Source organism: Pleionea mediterranea (assembly GCF_003148745.1).
GTDB classification, from domain to species: Bacteria; Pseudomonadota; Gammaproteobacteria; order Enterobacterales; family Kangiellaceae; genus Pleionea; species Pleionea mediterranea.
In genome coordinates, this window is the sequence record NZ_QGGU01000002.1 from 275,250 (window position 1) to 296,462 (window position 21,213).

General features: G+C 40.8%; 23 protein-coding genes. 11 read left to right on the forward strand and 12 right to left on the reverse strand.

The window, feature by feature from the left end; genetic code table 11:
- The first annotated feature begins 3 nt into the window (after positions 1 to 3).
- The 6 genes from C8D97_RS03285 to ahpF all read left to right on the forward strand — a co-directional run bounded on the left by C8D97_RS03285 (position 4) and on the right by ahpF (position 5,710).
- Positions 4 to 609 carry a DUF6702 family protein gene (locus tag C8D97_RS03285; protein WP_109761911.1) on the forward strand — a complete coding sequence of 202 codons (606 nt, stop codon included), beginning with the start codon at positions 4 to 6 and terminating at the stop codon, positions 607 to 609.
- A 40-nt stretch (positions 610 to 649) separates the two neighbouring features.
- Positions 650 to 1,507, forward strand: coding sequence for a rhombotarget lipoprotein (gene rhlP, locus C8D97_RS03290; RefSeq protein ID WP_109761912.1), 858 nt, complete (start codon positions 650 to 652; stop codon positions 1,505 to 1,507).
- A gap of 132 nt (positions 1,508 to 1,639) precedes the next feature.
- The gene (locus tag C8D97_RS03295) at positions 1,640 to 1,879 is read left to right on the forward strand and encodes a GNAT family N-acetyltransferase (RefSeq protein ID WP_109761913.1); all 240 of its coding nucleotides are present in this window, start codon (positions 1,640 to 1,642) and stop codon (positions 1,877 to 1,879) included.
- Between the two features lie 314 nt (positions 1,880 to 2,193).
- Positions 2,194 to 3,222 (forward strand): amidohydrolase family protein, encoded by a 1,029-nt coding sequence (locus C8D97_RS03300; protein ID WP_109761914.1) that lies wholly within the window; start codon positions 2,194 to 2,196, stop codon positions 3,220 to 3,222.
- A 203-nt stretch (positions 3,223 to 3,425) separates the two neighbouring features.
- Positions 3,426 to 3,995: an alkyl hydroperoxide reductase subunit C gene (ahpC, locus tag C8D97_RS03305; protein WP_109761915.1), complete on the forward strand. Its 570-nt coding sequence runs from the start codon at positions 3,426 to 3,428 to the stop codon at positions 3,993 to 3,995.
- Between the two features lie 107 nt (positions 3,996 to 4,102).
- Positions 4,103 to 5,710, forward strand: coding sequence for an alkyl hydroperoxide reductase subunit F (gene ahpF, locus C8D97_RS03310; RefSeq protein WP_109761917.1), 1,608 nt, complete (start codon positions 4,103 to 4,105; stop codon positions 5,708 to 5,710).
- 127 nt (positions 5,711 to 5,837) lie between these two features.
- Here ahpF and C8D97_RS03315 read toward each other — a convergent pair whose 3' ends face one another.
- Positions 5,838 to 6,527, reverse strand: a complete 690-nt coding sequence (locus C8D97_RS03315; protein ID WP_109761919.1) for a CPBP family intramembrane glutamic endopeptidase — start codon at positions 6,525 to 6,527, stop codon at positions 5,838 to 5,840.
- A gap of 202 nt (positions 6,528 to 6,729) precedes the next feature.
- Positions 6,730 to 7,704 (reverse strand): glutathione S-transferase family protein, encoded by a 975-nt coding sequence (locus tag C8D97_RS03320; protein WP_109761921.1) that lies wholly within the window; start codon positions 7,702 to 7,704, stop codon positions 6,730 to 6,732.
- Positions 7,705 to 8,173: 469 nt separating this feature from the next.
- Here C8D97_RS03320 and C8D97_RS03325 point away from each other — a divergent pair, with 469 nt between their 5' ends.
- Positions 8,174 to 9,157 (forward strand): alpha/beta hydrolase, encoded by a 984-nt coding sequence (locus C8D97_RS03325; RefSeq protein WP_210204835.1) that lies wholly within the window; start codon positions 8,174 to 8,176, stop codon positions 9,155 to 9,157.
- A gap of 93 nt (positions 9,158 to 9,250) precedes the next feature.
- The gene (gene kynU / locus C8D97_RS03330) at positions 9,251 to 10,516 is read left to right on the forward strand and encodes a kynureninase (protein WP_210204836.1); all 1,266 of its coding nucleotides are present in this window, start codon (positions 9,251 to 9,253) and stop codon (positions 10,514 to 10,516) included.
- Between the two features lie 61 nt (positions 10,517 to 10,577).
- On the opposite strand, the gene C8D97_RS03335 is transcribed toward kynU, so the two are convergent.
- Positions 10,578 to 11,108, reverse strand: coding sequence for a redoxin domain-containing protein (locus C8D97_RS03335; protein WP_109761923.1), 531 nt, complete (start codon positions 11,106 to 11,108; stop codon positions 10,578 to 10,580).
- A gap of 349 nt (positions 11,109 to 11,457) precedes the next feature.
- On the opposite strand from C8D97_RS03335, the gene C8D97_RS03340 reads away from it, so the two are divergent.
- Complete coding sequence (locus C8D97_RS03340; RefSeq protein ID WP_109761925.1) at positions 11,458 to 12,009, forward strand: HNH endonuclease; 552 nt, start codon at positions 11,458 to 11,460, stop codon at positions 12,007 to 12,009.
- A gap of 114 nt (positions 12,010 to 12,123) precedes the next feature.
- On the opposite strand, the gene C8D97_RS03345 is transcribed toward C8D97_RS03340, so the two are convergent.
- From C8D97_RS03345 to C8D97_RS03380, 8 genes are all read right to left on the reverse strand, one after another.
- Positions 12,124 to 12,822, reverse strand: coding sequence for a response regulator transcription factor (locus tag C8D97_RS03345; RefSeq protein ID WP_109761927.1), 699 nt, complete (start codon positions 12,820 to 12,822; stop codon positions 12,124 to 12,126).
- A 216-nt stretch (positions 12,823 to 13,038) separates the two neighbouring features.
- Positions 13,039 to 14,376 (reverse strand): NAD(P)-binding domain-containing protein, encoded by a 1,338-nt coding sequence (locus C8D97_RS03350; RefSeq protein WP_109761929.1) that lies wholly within the window; start codon positions 14,374 to 14,376, stop codon positions 13,039 to 13,041.
- Positions 14,373 to 14,876, reverse strand: a complete 504-nt coding sequence (gene sufU / locus C8D97_RS03355; RefSeq protein ID WP_109761931.1) for a Fe-S cluster assembly sulfur transfer protein SufU — start codon at positions 14,874 to 14,876, stop codon at positions 14,373 to 14,375. The genes C8D97_RS03350 and sufU overlap by 4 nt, the downstream gene beginning before the upstream one ends.
- 31 nt (positions 14,877 to 14,907) lie before the next feature.
- On the reverse strand, positions 14,908 to 16,176 hold the full coding sequence (locus tag C8D97_RS03360; RefSeq protein ID WP_109761933.1) for an aminotransferase class V-fold PLP-dependent enzyme: 1,269 nt from the start codon (positions 16,174 to 16,176) through the stop codon (positions 14,908 to 14,910).
- A 116-nt stretch (positions 16,177 to 16,292) separates the two neighbouring features.
- Entirely contained in the window at positions 16,293 to 17,621 is a 1,329-nt protein-coding gene (locus tag C8D97_RS03365; RefSeq protein ID WP_109761934.1) for a methyltransferase domain-containing protein, read from the reverse strand.
- Positions 17,622 to 17,705: 84 nt separating this feature from the next.
- Positions 17,706 to 17,993 (reverse strand): hypothetical protein, encoded by a 288-nt coding sequence (locus C8D97_RS03370; protein WP_109761936.1) that lies wholly within the window; start codon positions 17,991 to 17,993, stop codon positions 17,706 to 17,708.
- Between the two features lie 38 nt (positions 17,994 to 18,031).
- A complete protein-coding gene (locus tag C8D97_RS03375; protein WP_146196069.1) occupies positions 18,032 to 18,439 on the reverse strand; it encodes a VOC family protein in 408 nt (135 codons plus the stop codon).
- A gap of 29 nt (positions 18,440 to 18,468) precedes the next feature.
- Positions 18,469 to 18,972 carry a VOC family protein gene (locus C8D97_RS03380; RefSeq protein ID WP_109761940.1) on the reverse strand — a complete coding sequence of 168 codons (504 nt, stop codon included), beginning with the start codon at positions 18,970 to 18,972 and terminating at the stop codon, positions 18,469 to 18,471.
- 193 nt (positions 18,973 to 19,165) lie between these two features.
- On the opposite strand from C8D97_RS03380, the gene C8D97_RS03385 reads away from it, so the two are divergent.
- Positions 19,166 to 19,696: an arsenate reductase ArsC gene (locus tag C8D97_RS03385; protein ID WP_109761942.1), complete on the forward strand. Its 531-nt coding sequence runs from the start codon at positions 19,166 to 19,168 to the stop codon at positions 19,694 to 19,696.
- 12 nt (positions 19,697 to 19,708) lie between these two features.
- Complete coding sequence (locus C8D97_RS03390; protein ID WP_109761943.1) at positions 19,709 to 20,407, forward strand: class I SAM-dependent methyltransferase; 699 nt, start codon at positions 19,709 to 19,711, stop codon at positions 20,405 to 20,407.
- A gap of 169 nt (positions 20,408 to 20,576) precedes the next feature.
- Here the strand turns inward: C8D97_RS03390 and C8D97_RS03395 are convergent, their stop codons facing one another.
- The gene (locus C8D97_RS03395; RefSeq protein WP_170115123.1) at positions 20,577 to 21,191 is read right to left on the reverse strand and encodes a DUF924 family protein; all 615 of its coding nucleotides are present in this window, start codon (positions 21,189 to 21,191) and stop codon (positions 20,577 to 20,579) included.
- Positions 21,192 to 21,213: the final 22 nt, after the last annotated feature.

Sequence of the window (21,213 nt, forward strand, 5' to 3'; positions counted from 1 at the left end):
TTAATGAAACCTGCTTTTTTATCGCTAAGTTTACTGTGCGTTGTATTTATGTCGGGTGTGCTTATGGCACACCAGCAAAAAGAAAGTTATACAACGGTTAACTTTAATCAGCGCACCAGTAATATTGAAGTTGTTCATCGTTTTTATTTACATGATGCCGAGCATGCCATTAATCGTATGCTCGATACCAAGGCAGACATAATCAACAACAAACAGTCTCAAGCCGCATTCGCTCAGTACGTCAAACAAAACTTTGGTTTGAGAGTTAATAAAAGTACAGAGCTATCGTTGCACTATGTCGGTTTTGAGGTTGAAGGGAAATACTTGTGGGTGTATCAGGAAATTCCACTTAAGGATAGCATTTCTGAAGAAAATACAGTTCAAACCAAAACTATTCAAGTAGAGTCTATTCAAAAAGACGCTATGCAAGAAAGCTCTTTGCAGCAAAGCTTTCAACAAAAAGCTCTTAAAGGACTGTGGGTTAAGATGACTGCGCTTCAGGAAGTTTGGCCCCAACAAACCAATCAGGTTAACTTTGAGCAAAACAGCCAGGTTAATGCTATTCGCCTAAAACAAAACGACGGCTGGAAGTTTGTAGTGTTCGATTAAAAATCAAAGGACTTTTAATCTTAACAGTAAGGAATCATTTATGAATAATGTTTGGAAAGTTAGCTTAATTTTATTAACCGTGATTTTTGTTCTTGCAGGGTGTGCTGGTCAGCAAACACGGTCAAGAAGCAGTGTTGTAGATTATTTGTATCCAAGTGATCAGGATGTTGCGATTAAACCATCGGTTCCAGTACTTAAACTTCCTGTAAAAGTAGGCATCGCGTTTGTTCCTTCAACGCCAATCGATAATCATGCTACTAATTTTTGGACAGGTAAAAAGCTAACACCCAATGCCCTTACATCTGTTGCAAAAGCTGAATTGTTGGAGCAAGTTGCATCTCAATTCAGAGAAAGAGAATATGTTCAGTCGATAGAGCTTATTCCGACAGAATATTTATCACAAGGTGGTGGTTTTTCTAATCTTGATCAAATCAAAACCATGTTTGATATTGACATTATTGCCCTTGTGTCACATGACCAGACCCAGTTTACAGATGAAAATTATTTATCACTAACATATTGGAGTATTGTTGGCGCATACATCATCAAAGGAGAGATAAACGATACTAATACTATGATGGATACTGTTGTGTACGATATAAGTAGCAGAAAAATGTTATTTCGAGCACCCGGTAAAAGTGTTGTTAAAGGTTCGGCAACTCCAGTGAACTTAAGTGAACAATTGAGGAATGACAGTATTAAAGGATTTGAGCTTGCTGCAGATGAAATGATTAAAAACCTATCTTTACAACTCGAAGTATTTAAAAACAAAATTAAAAATAAGACTGAAGATGTAAAAGTGGTACACCGAAAAAATTATACAGGTGGCGGTGCTCCTAGTTTACTAATATTTATTATACTTGCCTCTCTTTCTTTAGTTCGAAACCGAAATAGCTAGTAATTATTAATGCTTGAAAGATTATGTTTTTTCGAAATAGATAAAAGTGAAGTCAATCTAATCTGCCATTATTATTGATGGCAGATCTCGATGAATCAGTCGTAAATGGTTATCTAAAAAAACTCAAAAGTAATTGTGGCAAAATGGCAGGAAGAAGTGGTCGCTGCTGCAGTTCTTCTGGAGCAAGGTTCCAAGTTTGAGCTTAAAAATATAGCGGTTGCTAAGGATTGGCAGGGCAATGGCATTGCAAATCAATTGATAGAAAAAACAATCTTTTGGGAGTCTGGAAGTGGCGCAACAGAGATATGGGTAGGCACCGGCAACTCAAGTCTTAATCAATTGGCGTTATATCAAAATGTGGCTTTCGAGTGAGTCATGTTGAGCCTGATTTCTTTTCTCACTACAAACCTGCAATTTATGAAAATGGTATTCGCTGTCTCGATCTAATTATGTTAAAAATGAAGTTAGTTTAACGACATTATTGACAATGCCAATGAGCTGCACTTTTATGTTCCATGAGGTAGAGAATCCTGACTTCGCTTACGAGAGCGATGCTTCCGGTTCCAACGATATGGGAATTACCGTAATGATTCATGCGAGATAGGTGATTATATTACTGCGGCTGACATCCTCAGGTAATCTCCTTATAATGCGTTTGTCACTCATTGAAAAGAATAGAGCATCCTATGCGCATTAACGGACACGGACATTTATTACCGACACCCGATCAGATCCCTCAGTTTATGAAGGATAAAAAGTATTTTTGGGTCGATGATGAAAGAAAGTTTATGCATCAGGGCGACTGGAAACGACCCATTACCGATCCAAGTTTTTTTCTCGATGAAAAACTACAGTGGATGGCACAGAATGATATTCAACACGAGGTGGTGTTAAGTCTGTCTCAGCTTTACTGCAATGGTGTTAGTGAAAGCGAAACCTTTGATATTATCCGTTTCCAGAATGATTTTAATGCCGGAGTGCAGCACCAGCACCCGGATAAATTCACCACCGGCTTTGTGGTGCAACCGGCGCATCTGAAGCAGGCGTTAAAAGAAATAGAGCGCTGCGTTCAAGAACATAAAATGAGCATGCTGTGTTTGAGCACTCACTATCAAAATAATGACGGTGAGTGGGTGTCCGTTGCCGATAAATCCGTGGCGCCAATTTGGGAATTGGCTAATGAGCTCAATCTGGCTATCGAGCTCCATCCTTACGATGCGGGCAAAATGGTTAACCTGAAAGATCAGTTTTGGCGCAATCATCTTGTGTGGATGATGGCGCAAACCGCCGATACCTACCTGATGTTTGTGCTGAACGGCCTCGCCAATCAATACCCGAAGGTTCGAACCTGCTTTGCCCACGGCAATATGCTGGGGTTGGCGAATCACGGTAGGGTGATACAGGGGGTTGAAGGCCGTCCGGATTTGTTTCCTGGAGTGAGTCATCCAGATAAGACATTAGGCAGTTCTAACGTTTACTTCGACACTCTGGTACACGATGTTGCCACGCTGCAAATGATGGTCAGTCGATGTGGCGCATCACAGATGGTCTGGGGCGTAGACGACCCCTACCCACTGGGCGAAATGGCTACCGTTGATGGCTGTTATCCGGGTATTTTTCTTGATCAGGCTGAGCAGGCCGGAGTCATAAACACCGCGGATAAAGGCCGCATTATGGGGCAAAATGTACTTAACTGGTTAGGTAAAACCCTCTAGGGTTACATCAGCTAGGGGCGCGTAGTCGCACCACATAGTTTTATTCGTATTAGCATTGTTCGTAATACCCGCGTTCGTAAAATACGAACAATACTATTTTATTAATCTATTATACTAATTTAAATCTAAGCCTTAATATAATTCCTGAGTTGAACAGAAACCTATTGATCAAACACTAACAACGTTAACTTCAGGAGTTATCCATGACACAGTCACTAATCAACACCACTATCAAACCTTTTAAATCAACAGCGTTTCATAATGGCGAGTTTGTTGATGTCACCGAAAAAGACATTGCCGGTAAATGGGCCGTGTTTTTCTTTTACCCCGCCGACTTTACATTTGTCTGCCCAACCGAGCTGGGTGACATGGCGGATCACTATGCGCAGTTGCAAGAAATGGGTGTAGAAGTTTATTCGGTATCAACCGACAAACACTTTACTCATAAAGCATGGCATTCAAGCTCCGATACCATCAATAAAATCACTTTCCCAATGCTGGGCGATCCAACCGGTGAGATTTCGCGTAATTTTGGTGTACTGGTTGAAGACGATGGCGTCGCATTGCGTGGCACCTTTGTGGTTAATCCAGAAGGCGAAATTAAAGTCAGCGAAGTTCATGATCTGGGGATTGGCCGTTCAGCAGCCGAACTGGTTCGTAAAATTCAGGCGGCTCAATACGTTGCTGAGCACGACGGTGAAGTTTGTCCTGCTGCGTGGAAACCCGGTTCGGAGACACTAACACCTTCTCTCGATCTTGTTGGAAAAATCTAATCTTTTTGTGGTCGGTCTTACTTTAGCTCGTGAATGAGCACACCCTCCAATTGTTGTAAGCCCGGCCCTTTTTTTGCCTGCTTTTTGCCCGAAATCTGGAGATCATGATGTTGGATCAAACTTTAAAGACACAACTAAAAAGCTATCTCAACAACCTGAAACACGACATTGTTTTGACTTTGACGCTTGATCAACAACAGGCATCAAAAGAATTAAAATCGTTGGCCTATGAGATTCGTGAGCTGTCACCGAAGGTCTCGGTTGTTGAACAAGAAAACCCGTCTGATACCGCACGTACGCCTTTAATGTCAATTGCATCCTTGATGGATAAAAAGGCAGCAAGGGTTTCGTTTGCAGGTGTTCCTTTGGGTCACGAATTTACATCGTTAGTGTTGGCGCTATTACACGCCGGCGGTCATCCGATGAAGTTGGACGATGAGCTTATTGAACAAATTAAAAATCTTGATGCACCTCTGGAATTTAAAACCTATATTTCATTGTCGTGCCAAAACTGTCCCGATGTTGTTCAGGCGCTCAATATGATGGCGCTACTGAACCCCAATATTAAACATACCATGATCGACGGGGCGCTTTTTCAAAGTGAAGTTGAAGCGCTTGGGATAAAATCGGTGCCTTCGGTTTTCCTGAATGGACAATCTTTTTCACAAGGTCGAATCACATTAAAAGACGTGTTGAATAAAGTCGATTCGGGTGCGCTAGCCCGTGAAGCGAAAAAACTGTCCGACAAAGATCCGTTTGATATGTTGATTGTTGGTGGTGGACCCGCCGGTGCTTCCGCAGCAGTTTACAGTGCCCGTAAAGGATTAAATACCGGTGTGATAGCGGATCGTTTTGGCGGTCAGGTAGCCGATACGGTGGGGATTGAAAACTTTATTTCGGTGAGTTACACCGAAGGCCCCAAACTGGTGGCCAGTCTCGAACAGCATGTGAAAGATTACGACGTGGATATTATGTCGGGGCAGACAGTAAAGTCGATCAGTAAAAAGGATCATTTTGAGATCGAAACCGACTCGGGCGCGATACTCAAAAGCAAGTCCATTGTTGTGGCTACCGGCGCTCGCTGGCGAAAAATGAATGTGCCAGGAGAACAACAATATTCTGGTAAGGGCGTGGCTTATTGCCCACACTGTGACGGCCCCTTGTTTAAAGGTAAGCGGGTGGCCGTTATCGGTGGGGGTAACTCCGGCATCGAAGCCGCCATCGATTTGGCGAATATTGTCGAGCATGTGACCGTGCTTGAATTCAGCGATGTGTTACGAGCCGATGAAGTGTTGCAGGAAAAAGCCCGCTCCATGAGTAATATCGATATTATTATGCAGGCACAGACCACGGAAGTGTCAGGTAATGGTGATGAAGTCACCGGACTGCAGTATACCGATCGCAGCACAGGTGATTCTAAAGCCATCGAGCTGGCCGGTATCTTTGTGCAAATAGGGTTGGTACCCAACAGTGAGTTTTTACGGGATACCATTGATTTGACAGAGCGAGGCGAGGTGATTGTTGACGCACGTGGGGAAACATCGCTCAGTGGCCTTTATGCCGCAGGCGATGTAACCACAGTGCCATTCAAGCAAATTATCATTGCCATGGGAGAAGGTTCGAAAGCAGCACTGGGCGCATTTGATTATTTAATGCGATTACCACAAAACGATTTATCGCAAAAAGAAGGATCCAAATCGGCCAGGGCAGCGTAAGTAGATGTGATAATCCCCTAGGCAGTTATCAATAACTTGGCATTAACCCAATCTTAAATGTCTGCAAGATGAGTGGTTGTTCTATGAGCGAAAAGACAAGGATGTCGTTTTAATAAAGCGAGTTAGATTATTCCGATAATCGAACTCGCTTATTTTTTATGAGTAACCAGAGCATTAGTAAAGGATAAGAAAAAGGAATTAAAACACTGACAATAAGTGAGCGGTAGCCTTCTATCAAATCAACATTTCCGGTACTTTTGAGCAGCAGTTGATCACCAATGGGTCCATTCGAAAATACCAGTATAGTGACCAGATTCCAGCCCAGATGAAGGGCAATCGGAAGAGTAATCGATCCGGTTTTTGCAAAGGCATAGGCCAGCATTAAACCAAAGGTGCCTGTTAATAGAAATACATACACCATGGGCACAATACTGCCAATAACACCGTATGAAAACCAGTGATATACACCAAATGCAATGGCCGATAAAAAACAGCCCCATCGCTCGCCTAATAACTGGATGGCTTTATAAAGTAGATAACCTCGAAATATCAATTCTTCAAATAACACCGAGTTAATGTTCCAGCGCAAACTTTCAAGAGCATTATAAAGGGAGTAGTCGGTATTTAATTGCCAGTTAAAATTCGACCAGTGTGACATAAGAATAAACTGGAGTGATGCGTAGGCTCCGGCGATTATTAATCCGGCTGAAAATTCTATCGAACGTCGCTTTGGACGATTAAATCCCAATACTGTAAGGTTCTTTTTCTCATACTTGAGCGCTAACCAGCTGGCCGCCAGTAAAATAATACCTATCATGGAATATCCAGAAAATTATTTTGATCAATAGCTCAACCAATATCGAATCATTAGTTGATAGGTTCCGTTATTATTAATCAATGATTGTTTTTATGGATTATGACAAATTAATCAGCGATTTACACTCAGTTTAATTGAGCATAAATCGCAGATAACTGGACTTGATAGTGTAACCAAAGTTACAAAGAATATTGGATACGCCTTATAAATACCGACCGTGTGGCTCTTCAAAAGGTATCGCCGGACCGGATGGGATTATTCCTGTTGGATTAATGGTGTCATGACTGGCGTAATAATGGGTTTTAATGTGCGTCATATTTACTGTGTCTTTAATTCCTGACATTTGATACAACTCTTTTAAATAGCCCCAGATATGTTTGTAATCGAAAACTCGTTTGATATTGCATTTGAAATGCCCGACATACACCGCATCAAATCGAACCAATGTGGTAAATAAACGCCAGTCAGCTTCTGTGATTTTATCACCGGTGAGATAACGGTTTTTCGCTAATATACCTTCTATTTTTTCTAAGGCATTAAATAAATCGGAGACGGCTTTTTCATAAACTTCCTGTTTTGTCGCGAAGCCTGCTTTATAAACACCATTGTTAATGTTGTGATACACAAAGTCGTTTATATCATCAATTTTTTCACGTAATGGCTCTGGGTAAAAATCGCCTTCTGCAGCACCGACTTGATCAAACGCGGAATTAAACATTCGAATAATTTCCGATGATTCATTACTGACAATGGTGTTACTTTTTTTATCCCAAAGCACCGGCACGGTAACACGACCAGTGTAGTCAGATTTAGCTGCGGTATAGATCTGGTGCATATGTTCCGCATTGAATATGGGATCCTTTACCACACCGTCAAACGCCTTAAAACTCCAACCTTGTTCCAGCATATAGGGATTCACCACCGACACATCAATAAGATCTTCAAGGCCTTTCAGTTTACGAAAAATCAAAGTGCGGTGTGCCCAGGGGCAGGCCAAAGAAACGTACAAGTGATAACGATTGGCTTCTGCTTTAAACCCCTCGTCGCCACTTGGGCCTGCGCTGCCATCGGAGGTTACCCAGCTGCGAAAGCCACTTTCTTCACGTTCAAACTTTCCGCCGGTCGAGTCGGTGTCGTACCACTTATCTTGCCATTGTCCATTCACTAATAAACCCATGTGAGCTCCTGTTGATTAAATGATTGTGCTCGAAAATTGAGAGTCGATCGCAACAAAAAATGCCTATTCGTTGAGTTAAGTCATCTTGGTTTCAAGTATTAAGTGCAATTTAGAAGCCATCTCAAAAATATCGAGCACAGTATCAATATCGAGCGCAGTATCATCAAGTACTGCATTTATAAGATAGCTTCTAGTATAGGTAACTTGTGGTCAGGTTTGTATCGAGGCAGTCGATGGAATACAACGAATTTCTCTCTGTTAACTCAAATCGGTGTTTTAGACGTATAACTGTTTTATTGTCAGCTAGTTTTTTTGTAGTCCTATCGCTTGTTTATATCAATGTTTGATAGCTTGTATAGTCATGTTGTTCTGTGGCATAGCACTTTTTAGTGGATTTTAAGCGACGGCTACTGAAAACGCTGATTACCTGTATAATGCGATGTTTGTTACTTAAGAAAGGTTCAATTCCGTGACTCGAATCATTACAGTTTGTTTAAAACACTCGGTAAAGCAATTGGCTGAAAATGTTAAAGCATTGGCTATTTTCAATGTTATAGGCTTGAGCGCATTGAGTGTTGCGAGTGTTCAGGCAGAATCAATCTACGAAAAACCGGTTGAGTTTCCTGTCGTGAAGCCTCAGGTGGCTTACAGCAAGGTTACCGAGCTTGAATTTCGTCGCCACAATGAAAAAATTAAATACGGCACCGATCCTTTGCAGTTTGGTTTGTTATGGAAACCTGCTGCTCCGATGAATAAACCATCGCAACAAACTAAAGCCACGGCCAACAATGCAAATGACAGCACGCTTACAAAACCGATCATCATTTTGATCCACGGCGGTTGCTGGTTAAGTGCGTTTGATATTGCCCATACTTATCCGCTGGCGACTCATTTGTCACAACAAGGCTATCCGGTGTATTCCCTTGAGTATCGTCGAACAGGCAACAAAGGTGGTGGATGGCCCGGCAGTTTTAATGATATTCAACAAGGCGTTCGGTCGCTAACAAAGTTATCGGAATTTAACCTTGATGTATCCCGCTATATTTTGATGGGGCATTCCGCAGGTGGGCATTTGGCTTTATTGGCGGCGAGTGATTTAAACAAACAACCATTAGTAGAAAGCAATTTAGTGGCTACGGTTGGCTTGGCAGCCATCACTGATATTGCGCAGTACGCTAAAGGGAGCAACTCCTGTCAAACCGCTACACCCAAGTTTATGGGTGGCAGCGTTGAAGAAAAAGCATTGGCGTATCAGGCGGCCAACCCAATCAATCACGACCTACCCGATAACGTTCACTTACTGATTGGTAATGCCGATTCCATTGTGCCTATGGATCAATCGAGCTTAAATAAAGCCCGAACAAAAATCATAAAAGACGCGGGGCATTTTGACTGGATCCATCCGGGGAGTCCTGCAATCAAGTCGCTGGTTACATTATTAAATACATTTTAATGAGTTGCTCAACATCACAATGTAAATATTAGATAAACATACGACAAAACAGCAACAGAGATACAACGAAATCACAACAGGTAGGGCAGTACTGTGACAAAACAAGAAATTTTTTTTGACGATATCGAACGAATGGATGCGCAGGATCCTTTAGCAAATAAACAAAAAGAATTTTATTTGCCCGATAATAAAGTTTATCTCGATGGCAACTCATTAGGACCATTACCTTTGGTTGCCAAACAGCGGGCTAAAGAAGTCGTTGAGCAGCAGTGGGGCGATGATTTGATCACCAGCTGGAACCGTCATCAATGGATTGAACTGCCTACGAGTGTGGGTAGAAAAATTGCACCTTTAATTGGCGCCAATGTAAAGCCAGATTGCGCAAATCAGGTTATCTGTTGCGACTCGGTATCGGTTAATATTTTTAAGCTGCTGGCGACCGCATTATCCATTAATTCAAACCGACATAAAATCTTGTCGCAGTCGGATAACTTTCCAACGGATCTCTATATGGCCCAGGGATTATCCCAGTTACTGGGTAATCAGCGCTGTGAACTGGTTGCTGTGGATGAAGCCAGTATCGAGTCATCCATCGACGATTCCATCGCGGTTTTATTGTTAACACAAATAAATTTTCGAACCGGGAAAGTTCACGACATCAAACGCATTACCGAGCTGGCCCATCAACACGGCGTGCTGGTTATATGGGATTTAGCTCATAGCGCGGGTGTAATACCTATTGAGCTTGATAACTGGAATGTGGATTTTGCCGTAGGCTGTGGCTACAAATATTTTAACGGTGGGCCTGGCGCGCCTGCTTTTATCTATGCGGCAGAACGTCATCATGCCAACATGCAACAACCATTATCAGGATGGATGGGGCATCAGTCTCCTTTTGAGTTTAATGCTAACTATCAAAGCGATGCCGGAATTAAACAATTCTTATGCGGCACACCGGCTGTGGTTTCCATGAGTTTGCTCGATGCGGCATTGGATGTATTTAACGATGTCACCATAAATCAGATACGAGAAAAGTCATTAGCTCTGTCGGATTTATTTATTCGTCTGGTTAAACAACACGCTTGTCTCAAATCACTGCAACTGATTACACCGTTAGAGCGCAATAATCGTGGCAGTCAATTAGCCTTTACTCATGATCAGGCATACGCCATTTGTCAGGCACTGATCGCCGAAGGCATTATTGCCGACTTTAGAGCGCCGAATATTTTAAGGGTTGGATTTTCGCCACTGTTTTTAAGTTTTAAAGATATTTATCGCAGTGTTGAAACGTTAAATCGAATTGTCAGTGAGAAGATTTACGAGAATGAAATGTTTCAAGTACGTCAGGCTGTGACCTAGAGTCAAAAAAATTCATTTGAATCTCCTCACTTCCTTCATGGAAAGTGAGGAGGTGATTAACCTAGCTTTGGTAAGTTCCTCGAATCGGATAATCGTTTTCCTGAATAAATTTAATGCCCTGTAATAGACCATCAATATTGGGTCGAGAGAAAGGGGCATTACTGATGTCAACAATTTGCACCTTGCCTTTATCATTAATGACAAAAATGGCCGGTTCTGCAAAAGGATGATCGGTTTCTTCTTTCGAATGGGGCTCAGAAATATATAGCCCTAGTTGTTTCATTTGATCCACCGTTAAACCGTAGGCGACAGGGAAGGTAATTTCAGTACGTTTAACCTGCTCACTGGCCTGTTGCAAACTGTCTGCAGAAATAGCTATTAAGTCAGTTTTTAAATCGTAGAACTTCTGTTTTTTCTGTTCCAGTTCTTTCAATTGTTTGTCACAAATTGGGCAGTGCTGTCCGCGATAAACCACGACCACTCGCCATTGATTATCTTGCTCTGGCTCAGCCAGGTTGGAGACACTTTGATTGACTTTTTGTACGGTTAATTCTGGAAAGGTATCGCCAGAAGTGAACTTAGTATTTGGCATATCAAGCTCCTGTTTCTATTGCCGATGTGTCGCTTGTCGATGAATGTCATTACTGTTTTAGTGCCAACGTAACGCTTAGTACAGCCAGAAATTGTCTCATGATATTAAGTTTTGCGATGGACATTCTAACTGATGTTCATTATAGGATTGTGCTGATATTGAAAAATTTCAAGGTCTGGTGTTAATTCTTTGGTTGGCAAAGCTTATAAAAACAAATTTTTTTATAAGCTTTTAAGCATTAAAAGGGACGTGTATTTGCGGTAGTCTTAGATTAAGCCATAATTAAAATAAGTACTTTCACTTATTCCAATTATATCAAGTGAGTTAACGATTGGTTTAGGAGACGTTTATGAGCGCCCGTGTATTGCGACTCGACAAAGCCGGTTTTCCCATGGAATGGATTGGCATTGAGCAGGCTGCCTGCTTTTATGTGAAAAATCAGGTGCTATGGAGCCTTGGAAATATTAATTGGACACTGCATGGTGGTATCAGTCGGTTAACGGGCAAACAATCGCTGCTTTCCATTGCCCCTGTTATTGCGGTTGACGGTCAAGTTTATCCAAAAAGCCACAGACCTCCGCCATTAACGAATACCGCTTTATTCGCACGTGATCATCACTTGTGCATGTATTGTGGCGATAAGTTTTCTAAGTCTCTTTTAACACGGGATCATATTAAACCTCGCGCGCAAGGCGGGAGTGATGTCTGGAGCAATTGTGTTGCCGCCTGTCGGCGTTGTAATAACTTGAAAGGATGTCGCACACCAGAGCAGGCTAATATGCCGTTGTTAGCCATTCCATTTAAGCCTAATAAATTTGAATATATGGTGTTAGCCAATCGAAACATACTGGTGGATCAAATGGATTATTTGGCGAAGGGATTTGTAAAATTTAGCGCTTGAATCACTGCAACATGAACATTAATACGAACAGTAGATGTTGATTATTGCAGCTAAAAATCAGTGATTTTCGACAAAATAACCTTAACGGGTATGAGCCGTTACTATTTTTAATAGTTAAAAAATGCCTTCAGCCATTGCCTTAGCGATTGCTTGTGCTCGATTGACCACATTAAGTTTTCGATAGATGTTTTGTAGATGGAATTTTACAGTGCGTTCTGAAATACCAACAATAACACCTGTTTCCCAACATCCCTTTCCTTGTGCAACCCAGTTTAAGACTTCTTTTTCTCTAGGCGTCAGGCTGGTTGGTTTAGATTTGCCAGAATCGACACGGGAAAATGCTTCATTAATATAAGGTATTAGCTGATTCATTACTTCTGTGGCTGACTTTGATGTTGTGGCATTTTCTTTTTCAGAAACAAGACAAAATTGTCGATTACTGAGATTGCCAAAGCAACCAACATTGATGCTAGTGTCTTTAGTAACCTGTTTATTGGTTGATTTTGAGCAGCAGTGCTTTTTATTAGTGTGTGATTTAGATTGTTTTGAAGGGGTTGAAGAATTTGCTGATGAAAAGGGAGTGTCAAAATTTATATTGGGTGCTGTTTTTTTATGGTTATTACAGTAAAGAACTTTTACATCATCATTTTGAAAAACTTGATGACTCACGGATTGGATAGAGTTCTCTAAGGCATCAATGTTATCAACGGTTTTACAGTTGAAGATGAATTTTATTAAGTCAACGAGTGTACTTTTTGATAGATTGTCGAGAGACTCCAATTCCTTTGGACTCATGGCTTTTACATTATTCATGCGATATATCCCTATTGCTCTTGTCTATTTGCTTCTCAGAATTCACCAAAATATTTGTTAAGTACATTGTGAAAAAATGTATAAGAAATAATCGTTAACAATCAGTCTATATGATGTTTTACATAGGTATCAAGATTATTAACGTTTTTATCTCAACATAATTGATTTTAGTTTAAATATTTTTAAAGGTATTACTTTTAGCAATATAAAGGTGATTCAGGAGCAACAACTCACTGCTGATTTTGAGGCTGTAGATGTCTGACCAGATTGTTCTGTTGCGGTACCACAGCAACCACCATCACCACATCCACTGCCGCATATTCCATCGTCAGGGTATGAGAATTTAATTTCTTGAGCGGCTTTTATATCGCCTGAAAAATAAGATGCAATTGATCGAACTTGTTCAAACCCAGACATCAGAAAAAAGTTTGGGGCTCGACCATGACTTTTTGAACCAATTATAAAAAAATCAGGTTCGGGATGTTGAAGTGCTGTATAACCATGAGGTTGTGGTATTGCTTCGCCAGTTTTTTTAGCTTCGTTGATTAGGTTGGCTACACCCTTCGGTGATTCATATTGATGATCCATTGATATTTGAAGTTCTTTAATAAAATTAAGATCAGGCTGTGAGCCCGTGCAGGCAATAATTTGGTCGCATTCAATTTTTGATACGGCGTTATATCGCAAACCTTTTATAAATGTTTTACCAAAGTCAGTATTTATTATTTCTGAGATATAAAAGCTGTCTAAAACACGTAGTTTATTAAGCTTTACCGCTTGATTAATCGAATTATTTAAATTGTTTCTTTCAGGTAATAGGCTAGGTCGGCACCCCTGTTCGCTTTGAATTGTCTGGTTGGCTCTGTACAGCCAGGTGATGCGCATCGCAGGATTCGATTCATGAATTTTTAACAAGTTTAAAATTACATTAATGGCCGAATGACCACTTCCCACTACCACGGTATCATTATTGATGTAACGTTTTTTATCTTTTGATAATACGTCGGGAATACCATAAACAATATTATTGTTTTTTCCCTCACCTATTGCTGTATAACCATTGCCACCAATCGGGTTGGGTGTTTGCCAGGTTCCCGATGCATCAACGACACCTCTTGCGTATATTATCTGTGCTTGGCCATCGGGTAATGTCACTGTTACTTCAAATGGTGTTTCTGATTGTCGATTTTGATATTTGCTTTGGTTAAACCGGGATACCTGAACAACTTTATGAGAGTATCGAATTTTGTTTTGAATACTAGGTATTTCTGATAAAGGTTTAAGATACGCATCAATCATATCCTGCCCCGTTGGAAAGTCACTCATATTGGGTTCTTGCCAATTATTCTTCTTCAAAAGCTCTGTTGCAATTGTATCTATATTTAATGCCCAGGAGGAAAACATTTTAATATGAGACCACTGCTGAAGCGATGTCCCTACCGTTTCACCGGCTTCAAACACTAAAAAATCTTGTTGGTGATGAGTAAGGTGTGCAGCCATGGCAAGACCAATAGGTCCAGCACCAATAATAATGATTGGGAATTGACTGCTCATAGTGCTGTTACCTTAAGTGAGTGTTTATAGCGTTCTTCAATAGCAATGTTGCTTTTTGAGTCGTCATGGATAACCTTGATCGCATAAAGCAGAGTTGTCCAGGATAAGATCGCACACTCAATGCGGGAGGGCACTTCGACAATGCGACCGAATACGGTCAGTTTATTCAGACGTTTTCTGTCGGCTGGAGTCAGGACTTGATCATCAACCATGTTTAAAAATAATCTAGCCAATGTATCTGCGTCTGTAATGGATTTATGTTTGATGGCTTCTGTCATCATTGAAGACGAAGCTTTGCAAACAGCGCAGCAGGCATCACTGTCAAAGGCGATATCCTCAATCCTGTTATTATCAACTTTTAGATAAAGCGTCATATGATCACCGCATATAGGACTGTCCCCTTGTAATTCATGAGTTGCGTTTTCCATCTTTCTAAAATTGGAAGGGTTTCTTCCATGCAAAAGAATGTCGCTTTGATACAAAATTAAACTATTACTCATAACAAGATGCTTATTAATTAATCATGCCTGGTTATTGATTAAAAACACGTTTTACTTCTTTTATGCCATCGGCTAAAGCGTCAATTTCATCGAATGTGTTGTAAAGTGAAAAGGAAGCTCGAGCGGTTGCCGGAACATCAAAAAACTTCATTACGGGTTGTGCACAATGATGCCCCGCACGAATGGCGATACCGAAACTGTTAAGAATGCTTCCAATATCATGAGGGTGAATATCCCCCATCACAAAAGACATAACCGATGCTTTTTCTTTTGCCGTACCTATTAGTTGAACACCATTGATTGCCGATACTTTTTCATGAGCGTAATCGAGCAGTTGTTTTTCATGACTTTCTATATTATGAATGCCCACATTACTGATAAAGTCGATGGCTTCACCGAGACCAATAGCCGCAGAGATGGGAGGAGTTCCTGCCTCAAATTTATAGGGCGGCTCATTATAAATAGTTTCTTCAAAGGTAACGTGTAAGATCATATCGCCGCCGCCCAGATAAGGTACCATGCGATCGTGCATTCTTGAGTTAGCGTAAAGAATGCCAATACCGGTGGGCCCGTACATTTTATGGCCGGAAAAAGCATAAAAATCACAATCCAATGACTGAACATCAACAGGCTTATGCGGAATACCTTGAGCGCCATCAATCAGTGTGACGGCTCCGTATTTCTTTGCCTCAATAATCATTTCTTCGATGGGGTTAACACTTCCAATCGCATTCGACACTTGCGATAAAGCAACAATTTTAGTTTTCTTATTCAGCTTTCTTAAAAATTCATCAAGCTTTAATTCGCCGCTGGAATTAATAGGAATGACTTTGAGCAGGCAGCCTTTCTCCTGACACAGCATTTGCCAGGGCACAATGTTTGAATGGTGTTCAAGCGCGGTAATTAAAATTTCGTCGCCTTCCATCAAATTTGCTCGACCATAACTCTGCATCACCAAATTTATCGAGTCGGTGGTTCCTCTGGTATAAATAATTTCTGACTCAGAATTGGCATTGATATAACGAGCCACTTTTTTTCGAGCGGATTCATAAGCGTTGGTGGCTTCTTCTCCTAGCGTATGAACACTGCGATGAACATTTGAATGTTCAAATTGATGATATTGATGCAGCCGATCAATCACTGCTTTGGGCAACTGGCTGGAAGCGGCATTATCAAGGTACGCCAATTTATGATTGTTGATATCGGGACGACTTAAAATGGGAAAATGTTGACGAATCGTATTCACATCAAAAGTGGTACTGAAAGGTGCGCTCATTTTTTCTAATACATTAGTTGACATAACGGATTCCTATTTTTATTCGGCTTGATATTGAGCGTGTATAGGGGACATTTTTTAAGTAACCGGAAAGCAACAACCGTGCATTGAACTTTTTATTCAGTGCACGGCATTACCACTTATTGGCAGCCGCATTCACCGCATCCGGTATCGCAACATTCACCACCAGTGCTTTTGGCTTCTGTATCACAAGGACAGCATTCATCTGTTGCAGACTCGGTGGTTGCCGCTGCTACGGTTGCAGTGCCACAGGATGAACCTGTGCCGCAAGATGAGCTGCTGTCGCAACAACCAGAGCTAGCTTCTGGCTGCTTCTTTTCCGGTACCGCTAATTGTTCCGCTGTACAGCCACAGTCACCCGACTGTTCAATAGCCATAGGATCACAGCATGGGCTGCCATCGGCTTTTGGTTCATTATTGTCGCAGCAGGGGGCTGCTTTATCTTGAGGATTGCAGCAGGGCGCTTCACGTTGACCTGATTCAGCTGTCGATTCTGCACTGGTACCACAGCCACCGCTGCCACAGGAATTGTCAGCTCTGGCGAGTTCTGGAATGTCCATCACCTGGAATGATTCGTCATAGGGTGATAAGCGCAGTTTAATGGCTGTTTCATCGCATACTTCGGTTGCGTCAAATCGTTTAAATTGATTGCCGTCTTCATCAGCAACACTGGCGTAAGGCCCCATGTATACAGCAATGTGCCCACCATAATTACGTTCTTTTGTTACGGGTAATTTGTAAGCGCAAATGGTTAAAGAGCCAAAGGTGTAGCCATTTAATTCTTTCCAGGCAGACTCATCAATCTGAGTTAATGCAAGAAAACCAGCCTCTTGATAGGTATTCACTAATTCACCGACAGGTATCGCTCCAGTGTAGCATTCAGCCCATAATTGTTCGTTCTCTTTGTCTTCAGGCTCAACTTCTCTATCGACAACAATATCTGAAATTATCATTCGTCCACCAGGTTTCAGTACGCGATGAATTTCTTTTAAAACTTTTTCTTTGCTGTCAGAAAGATTTAAAACGCAATTAGAGATCACAAGATCGACACTGTTGTCTTCGATTGGTAAATCTTCGATATAACCTTTACGAAATTCGACTACGTCAAAACCAATGTTATCCGATACACGTTGTTTAAACTGGTTGGCTTGTTCGAGCATATCATCCGTCATATCCACACCAATGACTTTGCCTTTTGGGCCAACCATTTTTGCGGCAACAAAACTGTCAATACCGACACCAGAACCAAGATCAACAATGACTTCATTTTCTTTTACGCCTGCCTTTAAAAGAGGGCTGCCACAACCATAGTTTCTCTCAAGGGCCTCTTCTGGAATGTGGGCGGTTAAATCCTTTTTATAAGACTGAGGACAACAAAGTCCTGCGGCCCGGTTAGCAGCGTCACCGTAGAGCGACTTGACTGCCTGTTCTTTGTCTGCAGTTTTCATCAGTTTAAACTCCAAAAATATATACGAATTAATAAAGGAGGGAGGCCCGTTGTTTATAATAAAAACGGGCAATTAATGTTTAAATTATGGTTCGTAGCAATTGCAGCGAGATAAGTTATTTGCAACTTCCGCCTGCTTTAAAGCGCCCATAAGATGCATGGTGACCTTGCCATCAACCCCTTTTACATTGACGCCTTTTAATCGTGCTGCAAAATCTTCGTCACAACAGTCGTCATTACAGCCTGGGCCATCAGGGCCACACAAGTCAGCCATTTTTTGCATTTTATCGACTTTAAGTTCTTCGCCTTCTAAATGAACGTCTACGCCGTCCTTTTTTTGCTCCATTCCGGTCACTTTATTTGCTAGTTGCATAGTGTTTACCTTTTAGTTGATGAATAATAAGAGTGAATTTATCCGTTGGCCGATGTTATTGACCATTGATTGCCCTCAGGATCCTTTACTTTTATACCTGATCCATTATTGAGCTTATGAATTTTTATGCCTTCTTTTTTCAGTCGAGATTCAATTTTTTCGATATTAAGACTGTCTTTTGCCTGAATGCCAAAGTTACCGTTTCCTTTTGCGTTATGCTGCACTCGATTTAACGAAATATTGAGCGGTGGCTCTTCCAGATCATATTTTATATAGCCATCACGTTCGGTATGTGGTTCTTTACCAAACAGGTTGTTATAAAAGTATTTTAATTCGGTGACGTCTTTGACGTTTAACGCGATATGAAAACGAGTTTTGGTTGGAAACTCTACGGCACTGTCATTTTTAACCGTGCTGGGTTTCACTTTTGTCCAAATACTATTCATGCTGTAGCCTCGGTGATTATAATTAATGGTTAGCCGCAACCTTCTGCTTCACAAGCGCAAGAGTCTCCGCAACGTACTTCGCTGGTATTTTCTTCGGTGACCACAAAAATCTCCCATTGATTTCCATCTGGATCATTTAACCAAGCTTTATTCGCGACTGAGAAACAGCAGGCTGTTTCTGCTTCTTCAAGCTCAACATCAAAACCTGCAGTTTCTAATCTTGATTTATAGCGCTGAATATCCTCGCTTGTTTTTAACTGAATGCCAAAGTGGCCATCACGTTGTTGTGCGTTTGACCGTTTTATCAGTTGAAAGTCCATTGGAGGATTGTATGGATTGAACCTAGCATTACTGTCTGAAACTTCAGTTGCTGGCCGATTAAAAACGGCCTGGTAAAACTTTATTGATGAGTCCAGGTTTTTAACATCAATTTGCACGGTAGGTCTTAGCTGTGTAGGAAACGCCAGCGACTCTGCTTTATTTGAGCTAAATGTTTCTTGTTGACGATAAGTCTCTTGTTGATGAGATGTCATTTCAATTTTCCTTTGTCAGTTTTGACAACATATCCCTATTTAATAACAGGTCAATTTAACCAACAAGCTGATCGGGAGTACAGGCGTAAAACCTGATCAGCTATAGAATAATCAAATGCCTTAAAGTATCAGGAGAGCCTTGATTTTCGGTAAGGCTGCTATTGTCCACTCATTAATGTTATAGGGAATAATTATGTACAAACTTCTATACATTTGTACTCACAATCGATGTCGCAGTATTCTTTCCGAAGCTATTACAAATCATTACTCTAATGGTCTTGTGCATGCAGAAAGTGCAGGTTGTTCACCCTGTGGAGCCGTACACCCATTATCACTAAAGTATTTAGTTGAAAGAGATATTTCGATAGAGGGATTGCGCAGTCAAGCCATTGATGAGTTCGAATATTATGATCCGGATATTGTGATAACCGTTTGTGATTCGGCTGCCAGAGAGTCATGCCCTATATGGTTTGGAGATGCACTTAGACTACACTGGGGATTACCCGATCCTTCGAAAATTGAAAATATTGTTGAAGCCCAGTCAGCTTTTTATCAAGTTATTAGTGAAATAAGAAATAGAACCCTCGCCATAAATGCGCTAGCAAAAGCGCAATACGATATTCAAATATTCAAAGATAAATTTAAAAAAATGGTTAGAAAAAGTCCGTTTGTGACGTTAACGCATGCGGTCAATAACGCGGGTCAACAATCATTTGTTAATTAAGGAGCTGGTATTATGGCAATAAAACAAAATGAATCTGCGCTGATGCAATCTAAGAAAACCTATTGGTTGCCTAATATTCCACACTTTCTGGCAAAGCAGGCTTGTCATCCAAAGGGGCTTTTTGGTCGATTGTTCGGAAAAGCAATGAATAAGATGAACAAGGAGTCTAATCAATGGGTTTTGACCATGTTAAATTTAAATACCAATGATAAGGTTTTGGAGGTCGGTTATGGCCCTGGGGATGGTATTAACCGATTGTCTCAGATTGTGACTGACGGATTTATTGCTGGAATTGATTATTCAGAGACCATGTATCATTCTGCAAAATCAAAAAATAAACAGGCAATTGAAAGAGGACTGGTTGAACTCAGTGTGGGAGATGCTGAAAAACTTCCTTATGAGAGCAACTTTTTTGATAGTATGTTCTGTGTCCATGTTTTGTATTTTTGGCAAGATCCTATTTCTGTTTTAAAAGAATTGATTCGTACATTAAAACCCGCGGGAAAAATAGCGCTTTTTATTGGCGATAAAGAAGAAATGTCCGGTATAAAGTTGACGCAGACGGGTGTCTATAACCTTTACACTTTAGAAGAAATTGTTGAACTACTAGAAGAATCTGGATTTATTAATGTGCATTACTTTCAAAAGTGTATGTCGACAGGGCCTTTAAGTCAGGGGATTTGTATTGTTGGCGAAAAAGCACCCTGCTAAAATAGATTCTAGTAAAAATATCGTACCAAGTTCTTTACAGTCGATAAACATGTGAAAATTGAACAGTATCATGGTACGGTTCTCCATGAGCGTATTTGCACGAAACATATTAGAAACTTTGTGTTTGAAAAGATCGTGCTTTTAAATAGTGGAGAACCTGGTAATTCGTTTAGAATGAAGAGTTATCTTCTTTAAGGAACTCGATTTCTTCTATGGTAGACTCTCTTCCAAGTATATTGTTTCTGTGAGGGTATCGCCCAAACCTGTCAATAATTTCATGATGACGTACCGCGTAAAATTGATACGCCATTTTAAAAAATTCTTCGCCATTAGGGGCAATGGTTTTTGATGCTTCCATTAAAAACTTAAATTTATCCAGCATTATTAAATGATCTTCAACATTTTCAGAGTGCATTAGCGGCATATACAAAAATAATCGGTATATTAAAGGTAGCTCGTCATCCAGATTATTATTCAGTGCTTTATGACATAAGTGTAATGCCACTTCATCACCTGAGTACATTTTTGCTGTGTCTCGGTACATGTTTCGGGTGAACTGATCGAATAACAAGATATAAGCTAGATAATCTCTACCGCTTGTTAATGGTTGTTTAAATCCTTTAATCTGTTCTATAAAGTCGCTTTCGAAGCGCTGCTTAATTTCCTTATCGACGTCAGGTGACTTGCTGTGCCACTTCATACATTCTTTAACATCCATAGCCAAAATAGATGTGTTGTCGAGATCACCAAACCAGTAATGTAAAACTTCATCTGTGTTTATCATTGAAAACTCCGTTATCATGGTT

Bases quoted from the DNA above. Each gene is read 5' to 3' on its own strand.
- C8D97_RS03285 (WP_109761911.1), top strand. From the start codon at position 4: ATGAAACCTGCTTTTTTATCGCTAAGTTTACTGTGCGTTGTATTTATG.
- rhlP (WP_109761912.1), top strand. From the start codon at position 650: ATGAATAATGTTTGGAAAGTTAGCTTAATTTTATTAACCGTGATTTTT.
- C8D97_RS03300 (WP_109761914.1), top strand. From the start codon at position 2,194: ATGCGCATTAACGGACACGGACATTTATTACCGACACCCGATCAGATC.
- ahpC (WP_109761915.1), top strand. From the start codon at position 3,426: ATGACACAGTCACTAATCAACACCACTATCAAACCTTTTAAATCAACA.
- ahpF (WP_109761917.1), top strand. From the start codon at position 4,103: ATGTTGGATCAAACTTTAAAGACACAACTAAAAAGCTATCTCAACAAC.
- C8D97_RS03315 (WP_109761919.1), bottom strand. From the start codon at position 6,527: ATGATAGGTATTATTTTACTGGCGGCCAGCTGGTTAGCGCTCAAGTAT.
- C8D97_RS03320 (WP_109761921.1), bottom strand. From the start codon at position 7,704: ATGGGTTTATTAGTGAATGGACAATGGCAAGATAAGTGGTACGACACC.
- C8D97_RS03335 (WP_109761923.1), bottom strand. From the start codon at position 11,108: ATGCCAAATACTAAGTTCACTTCTGGCGATACCTTTCCAGAATTAACC.
- C8D97_RS03340 (WP_109761925.1), top strand. From the start codon at position 11,458: ATGAGCGCCCGTGTATTGCGACTCGACAAAGCCGGTTTTCCCATGGAA.
- C8D97_RS03345 (WP_109761927.1), bottom strand. From the start codon at position 12,822: ATGAATAATGTAAAAGCCATGAGTCCAAAGGAATTGGAGTCTCTCGAC.
- C8D97_RS03350 (WP_109761929.1), bottom strand. From the start codon at position 14,376: ATGAGCAGTCAATTCCCAATCATTATTATTGGTGCTGGACCTATTGGT.
- sufU (WP_109761931.1), bottom strand. From the start codon at position 14,876: ATGAGTAATAGTTTAATTTTGTATCAAAGCGACATTCTTTTGCATGGA.
- C8D97_RS03360 (WP_109761933.1), bottom strand. From the start codon at position 16,176: ATGTCAACTAATGTATTAGAAAAAATGAGCGCACCTTTCAGTACCACT.
- C8D97_RS03365 (WP_109761934.1), bottom strand. From the start codon at position 17,621: ATGAAAACTGCAGACAAAGAACAGGCAGTCAAGTCGCTCTACGGTGAC.
- C8D97_RS03370 (WP_109761936.1), bottom strand. From the start codon at position 17,993: ATGCAACTAGCAAATAAAGTGACCGGAATGGAGCAAAAAAAGGACGGC.
- C8D97_RS03375 (WP_146196069.1), bottom strand. From the start codon at position 18,439: ATGAATAGTATTTGGACAAAAGTGAAACCCAGCACGGTTAAAAATGAC.
- C8D97_RS03380 (WP_109761940.1), bottom strand. From the start codon at position 18,972: ATGACATCTCATCAACAAGAGACTTATCGTCAACAAGAAACATTTAGC.
- C8D97_RS03385 (WP_109761942.1), top strand. From the start codon at position 19,166: ATGTACAAACTTCTATACATTTGTACTCACAATCGATGTCGCAGTATT.
- C8D97_RS03390 (WP_109761943.1), top strand. From the start codon at position 19,709: ATGGCAATAAAACAAAATGAATCTGCGCTGATGCAATCTAAGAAAACC.
- C8D97_RS03395 (WP_170115123.1), bottom strand. From the start codon at position 21,191: ATGATAAACACAGATGAAGTTTTACATTACTGGTTTGGTGATCTCGAC.